This is a genomic window from Tenacibaculum sp. M1.3A (genome assembly GCF_057732375.1).
In genome coordinates, this window is sequence record NZ_JBYJEF010000005.1 from 1 (window position 1) to 16,164 (window position 16,164).

General features: G+C 31.9%; 15 protein-coding genes and 1 tRNA gene. 11 read left to right on the forward strand and 5 right to left on the reverse strand.

Annotation, left to right across the window (positions count from 1 at the left end):
- From AC28QF_RS08835 to AC28QF_RS08850, 4 genes are all read left to right on the forward strand, one after another.
- Nucleotides 1-1,239: T9SS type B sorting domain-containing protein (locus AC28QF_RS08835; protein WP_488201683.1), on the forward strand; the 1,239-nt coding region annotated here is incomplete at its 5' end.
- 35 nt (nt 1,240-1,274) lie between these two features.
- The gene (locus AC28QF_RS08840) at nt 1,275-2,201 is read left to right on the forward strand and encodes a PorP/SprF family type IX secretion system membrane protein (protein WP_488201682.1); all 927 of its coding nucleotides are present in this window, start codon (nt 1,275-1,277) and stop codon (nt 2,199-2,201) included.
- 12 nt (nt 2,202-2,213) lie between these two features.
- A complete protein-coding gene (locus AC28QF_RS08845) occupies nt 2,214-4,160 on the forward strand; it encodes an OmpA family protein (protein ID WP_488201681.1) in 1,947 nt (648 codons plus the stop codon).
- A 180-nt stretch (nt 4,161-4,340) separates the two neighbouring features.
- A complete protein-coding gene (locus AC28QF_RS08850) occupies nt 4,341-4,541 on the forward strand; it encodes a hypothetical protein (protein ID WP_488201680.1) in 201 nt (66 codons plus the stop codon).
- 183 nt (nt 4,542-4,724) lie between these two features.
- Here AC28QF_RS08850 and AC28QF_RS08855 read toward each other — a convergent pair.
- From AC28QF_RS08855 to AC28QF_RS08870, 4 genes are all read right to left on the reverse strand, one after another.
- A tRNA-Arg gene (locus AC28QF_RS08855) sits at nt 4,725-4,798 on the reverse strand.
- 79 nt (nt 4,799-4,877) lie between these two features.
- Nucleotides 4,878-5,102 (reverse strand): putative signal transducing protein, encoded by a 225-nt coding sequence (locus tag AC28QF_RS08860; protein WP_488201679.1) that lies wholly within the window; start codon nt 5,100-5,102, stop codon nt 4,878-4,880.
- A 12-nt stretch (nt 5,103-5,114) separates the two neighbouring features.
- On the reverse strand, nt 5,115-5,267 hold the full coding sequence (locus AC28QF_RS08865) for an SsrA-binding protein (RefSeq protein ID WP_488201678.1): 153 nt from the start codon (nt 5,265-5,267) through the stop codon (nt 5,115-5,117).
- Between the two features lie 95 nt (nt 5,268-5,362).
- Nucleotides 5,363-6,700: an SPFH domain-containing protein gene (locus AC28QF_RS08870; RefSeq protein ID WP_488201677.1), complete on the reverse strand. Its 1,338-nt coding sequence runs from the start codon at nt 6,698-6,700 to the stop codon at nt 5,363-5,365.
- A 522-nt stretch (nt 6,701-7,222) separates the two neighbouring features.
- Here AC28QF_RS08870 and AC28QF_RS08875 point away from each other — a divergent pair.
- Nucleotides 7,223-8,161 carry a calcium/sodium antiporter gene (locus tag AC28QF_RS08875; RefSeq protein ID WP_488201676.1) on the forward strand — a complete coding sequence of 313 codons (939 nt, stop codon included), beginning with the start codon at nt 7,223-7,225 and terminating at the stop codon, nt 8,159-8,161.
- 170 nt (nt 8,162-8,331) lie between these two features.
- On the opposite strand, the gene AC28QF_RS08880 is transcribed toward AC28QF_RS08875, so the two are convergent.
- The gene (locus AC28QF_RS08880; RefSeq protein ID WP_488201675.1) at nt 8,332-9,357 is read right to left on the reverse strand and encodes a glutamine synthetase beta-grasp domain-containing protein; all 1,026 of its coding nucleotides are present in this window, start codon (nt 9,355-9,357) and stop codon (nt 8,332-8,334) included.
- 188 nt (nt 9,358-9,545) lie between these two features.
- Between AC28QF_RS08880 and AC28QF_RS08885 the strand changes: the two genes are divergently transcribed.
- The 6 genes from AC28QF_RS08885 (at nt 9,546) to AC28QF_RS08910 (ending at nt 16,162) form a co-directional block, all read left to right on the forward strand.
- Nucleotides 9,546-11,729, forward strand: a complete 2,184-nt coding sequence (locus AC28QF_RS08885) for a glutamine synthetase III family protein (protein WP_488201674.1) — start codon at nt 9,546-9,548, stop codon at nt 11,727-11,729.
- A 411-nt stretch (nt 11,730-12,140) separates the two neighbouring features.
- Nucleotides 12,141-13,148 (forward strand): hypothetical protein, encoded by a 1,008-nt coding sequence (locus AC28QF_RS08890; protein ID WP_488201673.1) that lies wholly within the window; start codon nt 12,141-12,143, stop codon nt 13,146-13,148.
- 64 nt (nt 13,149-13,212) lie between these two features.
- Entirely contained in the window at nt 13,213-13,647 is a 435-nt protein-coding gene (locus AC28QF_RS08895) for a hypothetical protein (protein ID WP_488201672.1), read from the forward strand.
- A gap of 14 nt (nt 13,648-13,661) precedes the next feature.
- Nucleotides 13,662-14,384, forward strand: a complete 723-nt coding sequence (gene csgH / locus AC28QF_RS08900) for a curli-like amyloid fiber formation chaperone CsgH (RefSeq protein WP_488201671.1) — start codon at nt 13,662-13,664, stop codon at nt 14,382-14,384.
- 22 nt (nt 14,385-14,406) lie between these two features.
- Nucleotides 14,407-14,814: a curli assembly protein CsgF gene (locus AC28QF_RS08905; protein ID WP_488201670.1), complete on the forward strand. Its 408-nt coding sequence runs from the start codon at nt 14,407-14,409 to the stop codon at nt 14,812-14,814.
- 7 nt (nt 14,815-14,821) lie between these two features.
- Nucleotides 14,822-16,162, forward strand: coding sequence for a CsgG/HfaB family protein (locus tag AC28QF_RS08910; protein ID WP_488201669.1), 1,341 nt, complete (start codon nt 14,822-14,824; stop codon nt 16,160-16,162).
- Nucleotides 16,163-16,164: the final 2 nt, after the last annotated feature.

A 16,164-nucleotide genomic window follows, 5' to 3' on the forward strand; every position in this document is an offset into this window, starting at 1 on the left:
GGAACAGCTTCAGGAAATTACACATTAACGTATACCATTTGTGAAATAGCAGTACCAAGTAACTGTGATACAACAACAGTAGATGTAATTGTAATAGAGGTAGACCCTGCACCTGGAATCGACACTGATGGCGATGGAATAGATGATGCAGATGATATAGATGATGATAACGACGGTATACCAGATGCATTAGAAGGAAACGGAGATACAGACGGTGATGGAGTTATCGATAGTTTAGATTTAGACAGTGATAATGACGGAATCTTAGATGTAGATGAAGGCGGAAATGGTGATTTAGATACTAATAACGACGGAGTTATTGACGCTAATGATGGGGCATCAGGAGCTGATACAAATGGCGATGGTCAAGCAGACGCATCAGTAGATGCAGATGAAGAGCCAGATACAGATGGCGATGGGGTACCAGATTATAAAGATTTAGATAGCGATAACGACGGAATCAACGATGTTATAGAAGATGATAATATTGATGCTAATAACGACGGAATTGCAGACGGATTAGATGCTGATGGCGATGGAATTGTAGACAGCGTGGATGCAGACGATGCTAACTTCGGAGAAGGAAACGGCGGAGAGCCAGATAATACTGACAGCGATGGCGATGGGGTACCAGACTATCAAGATTTAGATAGTGATGACGACGGAATCAACGATGTTGTAGAAGGCGGAAACGAAGAGTCAGATGCTAATGATGATGGGATTGTTGACGGAGCTGATAGTGATGAAGACGGAATTTTAGATGAAGTAGATGAAGACGACGGAAACTTTGGTGATGCAGGTAACACAGATGTAAACGATACGGATCCAACTGACCCAACGGATGGTGGAAACGGAACAGTAGGCGATAGTGGAACTGATGCAGATGGCGATGGAATTGCAGATAGTGTAGATGGAGATGATACTGTTTTCGGAGATGAAATATCATGCATAAAAATATTTAATGAATTTACACCTAATGGTGACGGAAACAATGATATTTTTGTGATTGATTGTATAGAGAATTTTCCTAACAATACTTTAGAAATATACAATAGATGGGGTAATACAGTTTATAAAGCTTCTGGTTATAATAATAAAGATGTATCGTTTGTAGGAATATCAAATGGTAGAGTAACGGTTAATGAAGAAGGTAAGTTACCTGTAGGAACCTATTTCTATGTGTTAGATTTAGGAGATGGTTCAGAACCTACATCAGGATGGTTGTATATAAATAGATAAAATAAATATAAATTATAAAATGAAATACTTTAGGTATGAGTAAAATTAATTTTCATATAAAAATAACAATGTTACTGTTGTTAAGTTTGTCAGGTGTTGTTTACTCACAACAAGACCCACAGTATACTCAATATATGTATAATACAATGAGTGTAAACCCTGCATATGTAGGTTCTAGAGGTCATACAACAATAACATTATTAGGAAGAACTCAATGGGTTGGTTTAGACGGAGCACCTGATACCCAAACATTAAGTTATGATACTCCTTTAGGATATAGCGGCGTTGGATTAGGTGTTAATTTGACTAATGATAGAATAGGACCATCAAATGAAATTTATCTAGACGCGAACGTTTCTTACACTGTCCGTACGAGTAATGATGGGAATTTAGCCTTCGGATTAAAGCTAGGAGGAAGGCACTTAAGTGTTGATTGGAGTAAAGGGATATCACAAAATCCAGATGCTGATTTATCTAATAATATTAGTGAGTTTTTACCAACTATTGGGGCAGGTGTTTATTTTTATAAACCAAAATGGTATGTTGGTTTAGCTGTTCCTAATTTATTAAGAACAGATCATTATGATGATACTGCAAACGGAGGTGATGTAGCAGAAGAAAGGTTGCATTTCTTTTTAATAGCAGGTTATGTTTTTGATATAAATGAAGATTTAAAATTTAAACCAGCAGCTTTAGCAAAAGTAGTAACAGGAGCGCCTTTGTCTATAGATGTGTCTGCAAACTTCTTATTTAAAGAAAAATTTACAGCAGGATTAGCGTGGAGATGGGATGATTCATTAAGTGCTTTATTAGGTTTTCAGGCAAGTAGAGAACTGTATATTGGTTTTGCATATGATTTAACAACATCAAATTATAGTAATTATAATTCAGGAACATATGAATTAATGCTTCGTTACGAGATTTTTAAGCAACAAACAATGAAATCGCCAAGATTCTTCTAAAGATAATACCAGATGAAAAAAATAATACTATTCGTATTCTTAATTACCAGCGTTGTTAGTTTTGGGCAACGAAAATATGCAGCAGACAGATATTTTAAAGAGTTTGCTTATAAAAAATCAGCGGAACTTTACGAAGTTTTGTATCAGAAAGGAGATACATCACAAGTAGTTGTAAGTAGGTTAGCAGACTCATATTATTATAACGCAGAATTTCTAAAAGCAGAGGCTTGGTATGAAAAATTAATGAAAAATTTTGAAAAAGAAGAAACTACAAAGCATTTTTTTAGATATGCACAGGCATTAAAAAGTAATGGTAAAGTATCAGAGTCCGATAAATGGTTGCAAAAAATAAAAGGGATAGAGGCAACAGATAGTCGTGTGATAGCCTTAGATGAAAATCAAGATTATTTTGTAGAATATACAAATAGAGAGAAGATTTATTTTAACGTACACAATGTTGCTACAAATACAAAGTATTCGGACTTTGGAGGGTTTATATATGAAAACAAACTATACTATGCTTCAACAAAACCTTTAGGTCTAAAAAAAGAGGATAAATTATATGAATGGAATAATCAACCTTTTTTAAATATATATAGTTCAGAGCTAAAACAAATAGGGGATGATAAAGTTTTAGATATTTCTGTATCTGAAAGATTAAAAGATTTAACAACAAAGTATCATGAATCAAACATTGTAATTACTAATGATGGTAATACAATGTATTTTACAAGAGATAACTTTGATGGAGAAGAATTAAAGGGAGATGAGCAACGAACAACTCATTTAAAAATATATAAAGCAAGTAAAAAAGATAGTAAATGGATTAATGTAAAAGAATTACCTTTTAATACAGATGATTATTCTTATGGTCATCCAGCTTTAAGCCCTGATGAAAAAACATTGTATTTTGTTTCAGATATGCCTGATGGGTTTGGAGAAACAGATATTTATAAAGTAGCTATATTAGAAGAAGGTAAATATGGTAAGCCTGTAAATTTAGGTAAGCAAATTAATACAGAAAGTAGAGAAATGTTTCCTTTTGTAGGTATTGATAATACGCTTTACTTTGCATCAGACGGGCATATAGGGTTAGGAGCATTAGATATTTTTGAGTCAAAAATTAAAAATGAAGAATTTTCAGATCCAGTAAACTTAGGGTCACCTGTAAATGGTCCGTTAGATGACTTTTCTTTTGTAATAAATAAAGAAAGAAGTAAAGGTTTTTTCTCTTCAAACAGAAAAGGAGGTAAAGGAGATGATGATATTTATAGTTTTTTGATTTTTGACTGTAAGGAAAATATTGAAGGTGTTGTAACAAATTCACGTACAGGTAATCCGATGTTAAATGTAGAGGTTAGATTGATTGATTCAGAAGGTAATCCTATTTCAAAACAAGTAACAAAAGAAGATGGTAGTTATGTCTTTACTAAAATAGATTGTGAAAACAATTTTACAGTAGTAGCTTCAAAAGAAGATTTTAAAGATGGGCAAAAAGAAGTAAAAACAATAGACGTAAATAATAAGTTGATTAAAGCAAATTTAACGCTAGAATCTCTTATTATAGAAGATCAAATAGTTATTAATCCTATTTACTTTGATTTCGATCTGTCTAATATTAGAGAGGATGCAGAATATGAGTTAGAGCATATTGTATCGGTGATGAAAAATCACCCAGAGATGCAGATAAAAATAGAGTCACATACTGATAGTAGAGGAACAAAGCAGTATAATAAACGTTTATCGAGCAATAGAGCCGTTTCTACAAGAGATTATATTATTTCTAGAGGTATATCATCAAACAGAATTAAAAGTGCCTTAGGTTTTGGAGAAAGTCAGTTATTAAATAATTGTGATGATGCAAATCAAAGTAAATGTAGTAAAGAGGAACATCAAAAAAATAGACGCTCTTATTTTTACATTTTAAATGAAGTAAAAAATGTAAAAGCAACTAATTAATATTTCTTTAGCATAATCATAAAAAAACCTCAAAGTAATTACTTTGAGGTTTTTTTACGCTCTTGTTTTCTAAACAAATTTGGTTGTTTAACTATCGAATACCAAAGAATTATTAATTTTTTTGATATCGATTTGATCTAGTATCATAGAAGTTGCAGAATATAAATTAAAGCATATTGTTTGAGTGATGAAAATTTACCCTTAAATGATAATAAAAACAGAACCACATACTGTGATTGTAGAGGAACTAAGCAATATAATAAGCGTTTATTTGGTGATGAAACTATTTTTACAAGAGGTTCTATAGTTTCTATAGGTATTGTATCAAACAGAATTAAAAGTGCCTTAGGTTTTGGAGAAAGTCAATTATTAAATAATTGAGATGATTCAAATCAAAATGAATATAGTAAACAGGAATATCAACAGAATAGACGTTCGTGTTTTTGCTTTTTAAATAAAGTTAAAAAACTAAAAGTAACTAGTTGATGTTTTATTATAAGTATATAATCTACAGTATTTATTAAAATAAAAAAACCACATAAATTAATATGTGGTTTTTTTTTGTGACCTCGGCTGGATTCAAACCAGCAACCTCTTGAGCCGTAATCAAGTGCGCTATTCAGTTGCGCCACGAGGCCGTTTTGCGGGTGCAAATATACAGATGTTTTTTAATTAAAAAAGCAAAAAAACATTTTTTTTACTTTTTATTTTTTAAAATTAATTAACCTCTAGCTTAAAATTATCTATTATTTTCTGAGCAGCCTCAGAATCAGATTTATATATAAATAACTCGCAAGAATTGTGTGTTGTTCCAAATCCTGCTAATCTACCAGATTCTTTACCGTCTTTAATTAAAGTTGCTATTTTAGCTTCGTCAAGTAAATAAGCTAATCTGTTTGTTAAAATAGTGGTTCCTGTATATACTTTTATATGTTCTTTCATAATTATAGGTTTTTAGTCTAATGAATTTATGGTTACAAAAGCACGCCATCCAATAATTGCTAATTGAAATTTTGTAGCTTTAGAAATATCTAATTCTTTTTGCGTAAAAGAAGGGAGTATCGTTTTATTTAATTTTGCTAAAAATTTAAAAAGTGGTTTTTTCATTATAGGTTATAATTCTGTATCAAAAATACTGAAAAATAATTTGTTAAACTGAGTGAAGTAATAAGGATTACTCCACTCAGCTCAATAAAAAGGTTTTACTTTTTGCTGTCCATCATTTTTTTGGCAAGATCAGCTCCAATTAGTGATTGTAACAAGTTTCCGCCATTTCCGCTCTTACTACCTTCAATATATGTAGATGGTAGTTGTAAATCTTTTATTTGGCCCGCTACTCCAACAGCAGTTTTGTATTCCCATTCTGCTTTTTCTTGCGGAGTTAAACCTGCACTAACTAATTTAGAGTTTTCGTAATACATGGCATCAGCAGCAACTTTTTTGCTTTTTGCTTTGTATTGTTCAACTTCGTATTGTTTTTTTTCTTTGATTAAGTTAAAACCAGCAACTTTTGCTTCGGTTTCAGCTTCTATAGTCTGTTGAATTTGAATTTTTTCTAAACGAGCTCTTTCCTTAGCTTTTTCAGATTCTCCTTTTGCGACTTCTTTTTTTGCTCTATAATATTCGCGTTCTGCTTGTTGTTTTTCAAGTTGTGTTTGTGCAACTTCATTTTTTTGTAAATCTAAACGTTCATCAAAAGAAGCTTCCCAATCGATACCTGTTACTTGAGCTTGGTAAATTTTTAAACCATATTGTTTTAAAGTATTAGAATTATCTCTAATAATTGTACCATCGTCACTTCTTTTTATCCTAAACTTTTTCTGTTTACTAGATTTCCCAACCTTTATTTTTCGAATAGTGGTAGTGTCACCTACAATTTCGTTCATGTTTTCTGCTTCATAATATTGCTCTACTTGATACATTCCGTTTTCTAATTGATCTCTAAAATACCTGTCGAAATCAGATGCTTGACCAGAAATATAGTCTTGTGCATCCATTAGTTTGCAAGTGTTTTTAATAGCAGCATCAATATTGGGTAAAACTCTTCCATATATCAGTTTAGATTCACTTCTGTTTCTGTCTGCCATATTCAAGAAAACTTCCTCGTCGTTGATGTTAACTCCAACAATTACAGAGGTACTTATTTCTGCTTTAATTGCGTCACTGAATTCCCACTTCTGAGCTTTTCGGTTATAAATACCTCTATCGCTTTTTGGAAGTTCACTTTCGTCGTCAACAATAATATCTTTTATTGATGTTTCGTATGAAAGCGGAATAATTCTACCCCACCATTTAAGTTTTAAACCTTGTGTGGTAATCATTTTGTCTCCACCAGAAACAAATTGTACGGCATAAGCTGTACCTGCATCAGCATAAAAAAACATTCCTGTTATAATACTCATAAGAGCACCAAGTATGGTTAGTTGAATGCTTCTTTGTAAGGTGAACCAGTTTAGTATTTTACTGTTTTTAAAAATTGAATTTAATACAATGGTAATTAACCCTGTAATAATTAATAATACTCCGATAAATGTTAGCATAATATATAGTTTTATTTTAAAAGTTGATTAATATATAAGTGTTAGTATAGTTGCAATTTTTACTGCAATAGTAATTAATTTAAGAGTAATAGCGATCATAGTTTTTAGTGTTTTTAATAGGTTGATATTAGTTGATTCCGGAATTGTTTTATCAATATATATCAAAGAGAATCATACTTCCAAAAAATAGAGGATAATTTAATTAGTTTGTATTTAGGTTTTAATGTAAAAAAGTGTATTCTGTTTTAATGTGAAACATAATTTACTTATTAATTGTTTTGATTATTAACATGTAGGTTGCTTTAGTGTTTCGAAATGTAATAAAATAAAGGGTGTTTTTAAATGAATACTTAAAACTAAAGAAAAAAGTGTTTAAATAGCAGCTTTTTTTAGTTGTTTGATTATTGATAGCGCAAAAAAAAGTATTGTTTTAAAAATTAGATAATGGTGTTTTTTTGATGTATTTGAAGGTTGTAATTTTTGAATTCAAAGCAGTATCTTCGCAAAAAATAATAATATTACATGAGTGTTGTATATATAATAATAGGATTGATTTTGTTGGTTTTTGGAGGTGAGTTTTTAGTTCGTGCTTCTGTGGGATTATCTTTTAAGTTGAATATCTCTAAAATGGTAATTGGTATGACGGTGGTTTCTTTTGCAACATCAGCACCAGAGCTGTTAGTTAGTTTACAGGCTGCTTTAGATGGTTCTCCGGCAATTGCCATAAACAATGTTATTGGATCTAATATTGCTAATATCGGAATGGTTTTAGGTATAACAGCGTTAATTGGTCCTATTGCAATAAGTAAAGATTTTTATAAAATAAATTGGCCAGTGATGATGTTGTTTTCTCTAGCTCTTTGGGGAATGTTGAGTTATAACAATGATTTAAATGCTATTGAAGGTGGTGTTTTATTGATTGGTTTAGCGTTGTTTTTAGTTTATTTAATAAAAAATGCAAAATCAGATCAAAGCAGTGAAGAGGTAGATGATGCACTGGCGGTGGTAAGTTATTTTAAAATAATCGTTTGGTTGTTAATCGGCGGATTAGCATTGTATTTCGGCTCTGAATTATTGGTAGACGGCGCAAAAACATTGGCAAGAAATCAAGGAATTAGTGAAGGAGTGATATCTGTAACGATGATTGCTATCGGAACTAGTGTTCCGGAATTAGCAGCTTCAGTAATAGCGGCAATAAGAGGTGAAAAGGCAATATCTTTAGGAAACTTGTTAGGGTCTAATATTTTTAATATAGCTTCTGTATTAGGTTTAACTTCTATGATAACAACTATAAAAGTAACCGAGCCACAAATATTAAGTAAAGATATATTTTGGATGTTGGGTTTTGCTTTTGTTTTATTGCCGATGGCTTATTTTTATAAGAAAAATGAAATAGGTAGAATCAAAGGTTTTGTGTTGCTAATAGGGTATGTTTCTTTTATCTATTTAGCTTTTAAATAAAATTTATATTACTTAACCTTTTAGAGTAGTTTTCGATGTTATTCTTTATCAGAAATCATTCGAATTAAAACATACAACAGATACAGTTCTGATTATATAAAACAGAAAAGCCTTTAAATTAATTTAAAGGCTTTTTAGTTGTTGTTAGTGTGTGTTGTTATGGAAATAATTTATTTGAATTGTTCGCTCACTGGTTTTACTGTTTTAATAATTCTCGCTGCAATTTTATAAGGATCACCGTTAGAAGCAGGTCTTCTGTCTTCTAGCCATCCTTTCCAGCCTTTTTCTACAGTAATTATTGGTATACGTATTGATGCTCCTCTGTCTGAAACACCAAAACTAAAGTCTGTTATAGAAGCTGTTTCGTGTAAACCTGTTAAACGTTCGTCATTGTAAGCTCCGTAAACAGCAATGTGTTCTTTAGTTACAGGTCTAAATGCTTCACAAATAGTTTCATATATTTCTTGAGAACCACAGGTTCTTAAAACTTCATTAGAAAAATTGGCATGCATTCCAGAACCATTCCAATCTCCTTTTACAGGTTTAGGGTGATACTCAATATAATAACCAAACTTTTCTGTTAATCTATCTAATAAGTATCTCGAGATCCAAATTTCGTCACCCGCTTTTTTTGCTCCTTGTGCAAATAATTGGTATTCCCATTGTCCTGAGGCAACCTCTTGGTTAATTCCTTCAAAATTTAAACCTGCTTCAATACATAAATCAGCATGTTCTTCAACGAAATCTCTACCATGTGTATTTCTTCCGCCTACAGAACAATAATACATTCCTTGTGGTCCTGGGTAACCACCTATGGGAAATCCTAGAGGTAGTTGAGTTGCTGTATCCATAATAAAATACTCTTGCTCAAAACCAAACCAAAAATCATTATCATTATCATCAATAGTAGCTCTACCGTTACTTTCGTGCGGTGTACCATCAGCATTCATAACCTCTGTCATAACTAAATAACCGTTATCTCTTGCAGGATCTGGATAAATTGCAACAGGAACAAGCAAGCAGTCTGAAGCTCCACCAGAAGCTTGTTTTGTAGAAGATCCATCAAAAGACCAATTACCTATCTCTTCAATTGTTCCTTGAAAATTATCGTGTTCTTCAACCTTTGTTTTACTTCTTAGGTTTTGTGTTGGTTTGTAGCCATCTAACCAAATGTACTCTAGCTTAATTTTTGCCATGATGATATCAGAATGAGTTAATAATGAAATTCAATACAAAAATGAATATTTTATATTTAATATTAAAATTTATAGGGGTAAAACTTTAAAAATTAACTTTAATTTAATCTTGCCCCTATTTTTTATGGGGTGTTATATAAAATAGATTATATTTTGTATTTTTGATATTGAATTTTACACCATATACAATGTCAACTTTAAGATTTAGCGCTTTAAAAGAAACTTTACATAGAAAACCTGTTTTTATAGAAGAAAAAGGACGTCGTTCTGAATTGTTCGGAAAAAATGTTTTTAATGAGCAAGCAATGCGTCAGTATATGACTAGAGATGCTTATCAGAGTGTTAAGGATGCAGTTGAATTTGGAAGTAAAATAGATAGAAGAGTTGCCGATCAAATAGCGGTAAGCATGAAAGATTGGGCGCTGTCTAAAGGAGCTACACATTATACACACTGGTTTCAGCCTTTAACAGGAGCAACAGCTGAAAAGCATGATGCTTTTTTTGATACTATTGAAGGAGGTGGTGCAATGGAGCGTTTTGATGGAGAACAGTTAGTGCAGCAAGAACCAGATGCCTCTAGTTTTCCGCATGGTGGAATTAGAAATACTTTTGAAGCTCGTGGTTATACAGCTTGGGATCCAACATCGCCAGCATTTATATACGGTACAACCTTATGTATACCAACTGTTTTTGTAGCGTATACAGGGGAAGCTTTAGATAATAAAGCGCCTTTGCTTAGAGCTTTACAGGCTGTGGATACAGCTGCAACAGCGGTTTGTAAGTATTTCGATAAAAATGTTTCGAAAGTGAACGCTACATTAGGTTGGGAGCAAGAATATTTTTTAATAGATACGGCTTTAATGTCTGCACGCCCTGATTTAATGATGACAGGACGAACTTTGTTGGGGCATTCACCAGCAAAAGGCCAACAATTAGATGACCATTATTTTGGATCGATTCCTGATAGAGTGATGAGTTTTATGCGTGATTTGGAGCAGGAATGCATGTTGCTGGGAATCCCTGTGAAAACACGTCATAATGAAGTTGCTCCGAACCAGTTTGAATTGGCGCCAATTTTTGAAGAAGCAAATTTAGCGGTAGATCATAATTCGTTATTAATGGATGTGATGGAAAAAGTGTCGCAACGTCATCAATTTAAAGTGTTATTTCACGAAAAACCATTTAAAGGAATTAATGGTTCTGGAAAGCATAATAATTGGTCATTAGCAACGAATACCGGAATTAATTTATTGAGTCCGGGTAAAACACCAATGAAAAATTTACAGTTTTTAACCTTTTTTGTAAACACTATAAAAGCAGTTCATGATTATGAAGAGTTAATTAGGGCTTCAATAGCGAGTGCAAGTAACGATCATCGTTTAGGAGCTAATGAAGCTCCGCCAGCAATTATATCTGTATTTATAGGTTCGCAATTATCTGCTGTATTAGATGAGTTAGAAAATGTAACAAAAGGAAAATTATCACCGCAAGAGAAAACAGATTTAAAGTTGAATATTGTAGGTAAAATTCCTGAAATCTTATTAGATAATACAGATAGAAATAGAACATCTCCTTTTGCCTTTACAGGAAATAAATTCGAGCTACGTGCTGTTGGTTCTTGGTCTAATTGTGCAGGACCTATGACAGTTTTAAACACGATTATAGCAAAGCAATTAAAAGAGTTTAAAATAGAGGTAGACGAATTGATAGATGCTAAAAAGCTGAAAAAAGATGAGGCGGTTTTTAATGTGCTACGAGAGTATATTAAAGCATCAAAGAAAATTAGATTTGAAGGTGACGGTTATGGCGAAGCATGGGAAAAAGAAGCTTTAAAGCGAGGGTTAAGTAATAATAAAACAACTCCCGAAGCATTGAAAGCTAAAATTTCTAAAAAAGCTATTTCACTTTTTACAGAAATGAATGTGATGAATACAGTAGAGGTAGCAGCACGTCATGAAATTGAATTAGAAGAATATTCTAAACGGATTCAGATAGAAAGTAGGGTTTTAGGAGATGTTGCAAGAAATCATGTGATTCCCACGGCAATCCAATATCAAAATACATTGATAGAAAATGTAAAAGGATTAAAGGAGATTTTCGGAAAAGGGTTTGAGCAATATGCTAAAGAACAGATTGATTTAATTAAAACAATATCGATTCATATAGCGGAAATTAACTCGAAAATTGAGAAAATGACCGAAGAACGCAAAAAATCAAACAAACTCATTGGTCAAGAAAATGCAGACAGTTATTGTTATAAAGTAAAACCTTTTTTTGCAGAGATCCGTTATCATTGCGATAAGCTAGAGCTTATGGTTGATGATAATTTATGGCCTTTAACAAAGTATAGAGAATTGTTGTTTACGCGGTAAGAAAAACTCTTTTTTTTATAAAAGGAATTCCTTTATATGATAAAGGTGTTTTCACCCTTTTTTTAGTTTTATTAAAAATAAAAAAGAAAACTCCGCCCTTTGTTTTACTTGTTTTTTTACTTTTATTTATAAATATAACACTTTCCGTTAGTTGTTTACTCTTTGTAATAGAAATGAATAGTTTGTATATTAGCTGTGTTTAAACACGCAAACTATATAGTTTTTTACGACTGCCTTTTTATAAGGTTGATGAAAATGAAAAATGGCACTCCTTAGTCATTACATTTTACCCTAGTAATTTTATTTTACCCTGAATTTTAGTAGCATCCCCAGTTTTGTACTTCATAAAAAGTATAAATATAACTGTGTTGTGCTAAAAATTAATTAAACGTATTTTAAAATTATTTTATTATGAAAAAATTACTAATAGTAGCAGCTTTTTTAGCTACAGGAATCGCGTTTTCTCAAACGCAAAATGTTCAAACAAGCACTGGTAATAGCGATGCTATCGGAAAAACAGTATTTTCAACTACTCATGCAGAGACTTGGGTAAACAGCAATAGACCCGCATGCGCAGATTGTGAAGTCGAACAGGCACGAATGCCTGATGGTTTTATTACAGAAGGTAAAAATAAAGTAGATATTCAGCAAGTTGGAGATAGTAATGAGGCAAAAGGTGAGCAGAATGGAAACAGTAATATGTCATTAATAAGACAAGATAACTCTAATTTTATCCCAGGAGGTTCAGGTAATTTAGCATCGACTAAACAAGATGGATATGGAAACGGTGCAGATATCAAACAATTTGGTAATGATAACAGAGCTCGTATTCGCCAATTAGGAGATGATAACTATGCGAAACAAGATGTGGGAGCTGATGGGGCAATGCAAGCAGAAGGCAATGAAACATATTCGTATCAAAGAGGTAATGGTAATAAATCGAACCAGAGACAGCGTTATGATAATAACCAAGCATCTGCATACCAATATGGTAATGATAATTCTGTTGTTCAGAAGCAATCTAGCGGACCAAATCAGTCTAGTGGTAGTGAAGCTTTTGCGAACCAAGTAGGAGATAATAATGCTGTAGAACAAGATCAAACAGGGAGCCATAATTATGCATCTGTTTATCAAACTGGTAATGGAAACAGTTCTAGCGAAACTCAGGTAACAACTACAGATGATCCAGCTATTTGTAACATATCTACAGTTAATCAAGTAGGAAATGACAACGAATCATGTGTTGATCAATATTCAGACATGGGGAATAATTGTAGTTTGGTTAATCAAATTGGTAACGATAATCAATCTAAAGTTAACCAAGATGCTTATGCAGGTGGTAACAATGCTTCATGTGTATTGCAAAGAGGTAACATGAATACGGCTCAAGTTATTCAAACTGGTCCAGGTAGTATTTAACAGTTTAAAAGTGGAGTGAGGATGTTTATTCTCTCTCCACTTTTTTATTTATAAACATAAAGTGATGAAATCAATTAGAAAAATTTTTCTTGTTTTTGTTTTCTTGTTTTCAGTTTTAGTACATGGGCAAGATGAAAAAGTGCCAAGCTATTTTTCAAACCAAGTACAATTAAATACGCTGCAATTAGAAACAAATATGGTTAGTGATTTTCAAAACAGATCACAAGAAGTAACGAGTATAATATCATTGAAACAAATTGGTAACGAGAATGTGGCTAGTATAGATGATAAAGTGTCTTATGGTGAACATAAGGTATCTCAATTAGGAAATAATAATAATTATCAATTCTTAAATTATAGCAATAATCAATCAATTAATTTAGGAGTACAACAAAAAGGAAATTCAAATTCATTAAAAATAAAAGGAACAAACTCATTGTTTAAAAACCTTACTATAAATCAGTTCGGAGGAGCTAAAATGAGTATTATTAATTACTAGTTAGAGATTGTAATATGAAAAGCAAAGCGTTGATTTTAATTTTAACTGTTTTTTTTACAGTTTTTTCATTTGCACAAGAGTTTGATGTTTATAAAGTTAAAGGAGTTATTAATTTAGCAAGAACAGATGATTTTTTAACATTAAGAGCACAAGTAGTAAGTGAAGAAGAATTTTTTATAAATGAGCTTAACTACAATTTTGTAGTGTTAAAAAAAGGAAGCTCTGGCAATCTTTCAAAAAATAACCAATCGAGTGATTTTTCATTAAAACCTAAAGAAGAAAAACAATTATCTACAATTAAAATAAATATCAAAAAGAACGAAGAGTTAAAGGTGTATTTATTTATAAAATATAAAGGAAAATTAATAAATAGAGATACGTTATTATTTTTGCCAAAAGAAAAAAAAATAGCTAAAAGAGAGGTAAATGAAGAGCAGTTTTTAATTAGAGGAATTGTTATAGATGAGGCTAAAACAAAGATAGGTAAAGAATATCATGATTTTTTTTACAAAGAATATATAGTAACAGGTAAAAATTACCCGTTTATTATAAAAATAGTAGAAAAACCAGCAATGGGTCGTAGTAGTATGTTGTCGATAGAGGTTGATAGAAAGAAAATACATGAGTTTTTTGCTAGGCCAGAAGAAGATTATTTAAAATACAATGTGGCAAAGGCGATGGAGAAATTAAGAGTGTATAATCAACAGAGGAAAACTACTTTCCAAAAAAGAATATAGAAACTAAATAACCTTATTTGTTATGAAACAAAAATTACTATTTATTTTACTTATAATTTCTAGTTTTGTGTATTCACAAGATTTGGTGTATAAACCAATAAGTCCGTTTTTTGGAGGAGATGCTTTTAATTACCAGCAAATTCTTGCATCGGCAACAGCACAGAATGACTTTACAGAAGAGACCGATACTCAGAGAGAGACGCCAACGGCTCTAGAAAACTTTACGAATAGTTTAAATAACAGATTGCTTAGTTCATTGTCGCAAAGTTTGTTTCAACAGCAATTAGGTGATACCAATTTAACAGTTGGTACGTATACTTTTGGCGATTTAGTAGTTGAGATAACTCCAGGAACAAATGGCTTAAATGTAAGTATACTTAATGTTACAAACGGAGAGCAAACTCAAATAACAATCCCTAACGGTAATTAAGATTACTATGAAAAAAACTACAAGTATAATTTACTTGCTAACACTTAGTTTGTTAACGAGCTGCGGAGCCTATTTTAATCAACCATTTACACAAACAAAAGCAAGAATAGGCGAAAATACATCGCCAGAATTTTTAGCAAAAAGTTTTCTTCCTTCGGATAAAATTGTGGTTGGTGTTTATAAATTCAGAGATCAAACAGGGCAATACAAGCCAGTACAAAATGGCTCTACATTTAGTACAGCGGTAACACAAGGAGGAACTACAATTTTATTAAAATCGCTAGAAGAATCTGGGTGGTTTAGGCCTATCGAAAGAGAGAATATTGGGAATCTTTTAAATGAACGACAGATAATTAGAAATACACGTCAAGAATATGCAAACGGAAAAAAGGTAACAATGCCGCCTTTACTTTTTGCAGGAACTATTATTGAAGGAGGTGTTGTTTCTTATGATTCTAATATTATAACAGGAGGCTCTGGTTTACGATACTTTGGTGTAGGAGCTTCAAATCAATATCGTCAAGACAGAATTACGGTGTATTTAAGAATTGTATCAACATCTACAGGAGAAATTTTAAAGAACGTATACGTTTCAAAAACTATTTTGTCACAAGGTATATCTGCAAATTTATATCGTTATGTCGCTTTAAGAAGATTGTTAGAAGTTGAAACAGGGGTTACTAAGAACGAACCAGCACAATTGGCAGTAAAAGAAGCTATAGATAAAGCGGTAGACTTGTTAATTGTAGAAGGTATAGTAGATGGAGTATGGCAGCCAAAAGGAGGGAAGCCGGCAATAGATTATATAAAAGAAGAATATAGAAAAGAGAAATTAGAAACAGATAATTTAAAATTATATAACAGAAAACAAGAAGAAAGAAGAGGGAAATTCTCGGCAGGAGCAAGTATGGGAGTTTCTCAAATAAAAGGAGATTATGCAAACTCAACATATCAATTTGGTTTCGATTTTAAATTAAAATACATGTTTGATGATCCTAAGTTTAATTTTTGGGCAACAATTGGGCGGTTTGAGTTAGGTAATAAAGATATTTTTAATGAAGCATTTATAACATCTGGTCTTAATATAGAATACACAGTTTTACCATACGAAAAACTCACACCTTATATTTATGGAGGAGTAGGCTCTATATCTAGAAAAAATTTAGAAGACACTTTTTTTAAACTTCAAGGAGGTTTGGGAATTGAGTATTTAATTACAAACAAGATAGGTTTTTTTGTGAATGGTGAATACAATATGCTGTTAAGTGATAACTTAGATAGGCAAGTTGTAGGAGAAAAGGATGATTTAATTTGGCGTTTTGGAGCTGGTATTAATGTATATTTTTAAAC

Coding starts and splice junctions, on each gene's coding strand:
- AC28QF_RS08840 (WP_488201682.1), top strand. CDS start 1,275: ATGAGTAAAATTAATTTTCATATAAAAATAACAATGTTACTGTTGTTA.
- AC28QF_RS08845 (WP_488201681.1), top strand. CDS start 2,214: ATGAAAAAAATAATACTATTCGTATTCTTAATTACCAGCGTTGTTAGT.
- AC28QF_RS08860 (WP_488201679.1), bottom strand. CDS start 5,102: ATGAAAGAACATATAAAAGTATATACAGGAACCACTATTTTAACAAAC.
- AC28QF_RS08865 (WP_488201678.1), bottom strand. CDS start 5,267: ATGAAAAAACCACTTTTTAAATTTTTAGCAAAATTAAATAAAACGATA.
- AC28QF_RS08870 (WP_488201677.1), bottom strand. CDS start 6,700: ATGCTAACATTTATCGGAGTATTATTAATTATTACAGGGTTAATTACC.
- AC28QF_RS08875 (WP_488201676.1), top strand. CDS start 7,223: ATGAGTGTTGTATATATAATAATAGGATTGATTTTGTTGGTTTTTGGA.
- AC28QF_RS08880 (WP_488201675.1), bottom strand. CDS start 9,357: ATGGCAAAAATTAAGCTAGAGTACATTTGGTTAGATGGCTACAAACCA.
- AC28QF_RS08885 (WP_488201674.1), top strand. CDS start 9,546: ATGTCAACTTTAAGATTTAGCGCTTTAAAAGAAACTTTACATAGAAAA.
- AC28QF_RS08890 (WP_488201673.1), top strand. CDS start 12,141: ATGAAAAAATTACTAATAGTAGCAGCTTTTTTAGCTACAGGAATCGCG.
- AC28QF_RS08895 (WP_488201672.1), top strand. CDS start 13,213: ATGAAATCAATTAGAAAAATTTTTCTTGTTTTTGTTTTCTTGTTTTCA.
- csgH (WP_488201671.1), top strand. CDS start 13,662: ATGAAAAGCAAAGCGTTGATTTTAATTTTAACTGTTTTTTTTACAGTT.
- AC28QF_RS08905 (WP_488201670.1), top strand. CDS start 14,407: ATGAAACAAAAATTACTATTTATTTTACTTATAATTTCTAGTTTTGTG.
- AC28QF_RS08910 (WP_488201669.1), top strand. CDS start 14,822: ATGAAAAAAACTACAAGTATAATTTACTTGCTAACACTTAGTTTGTTA.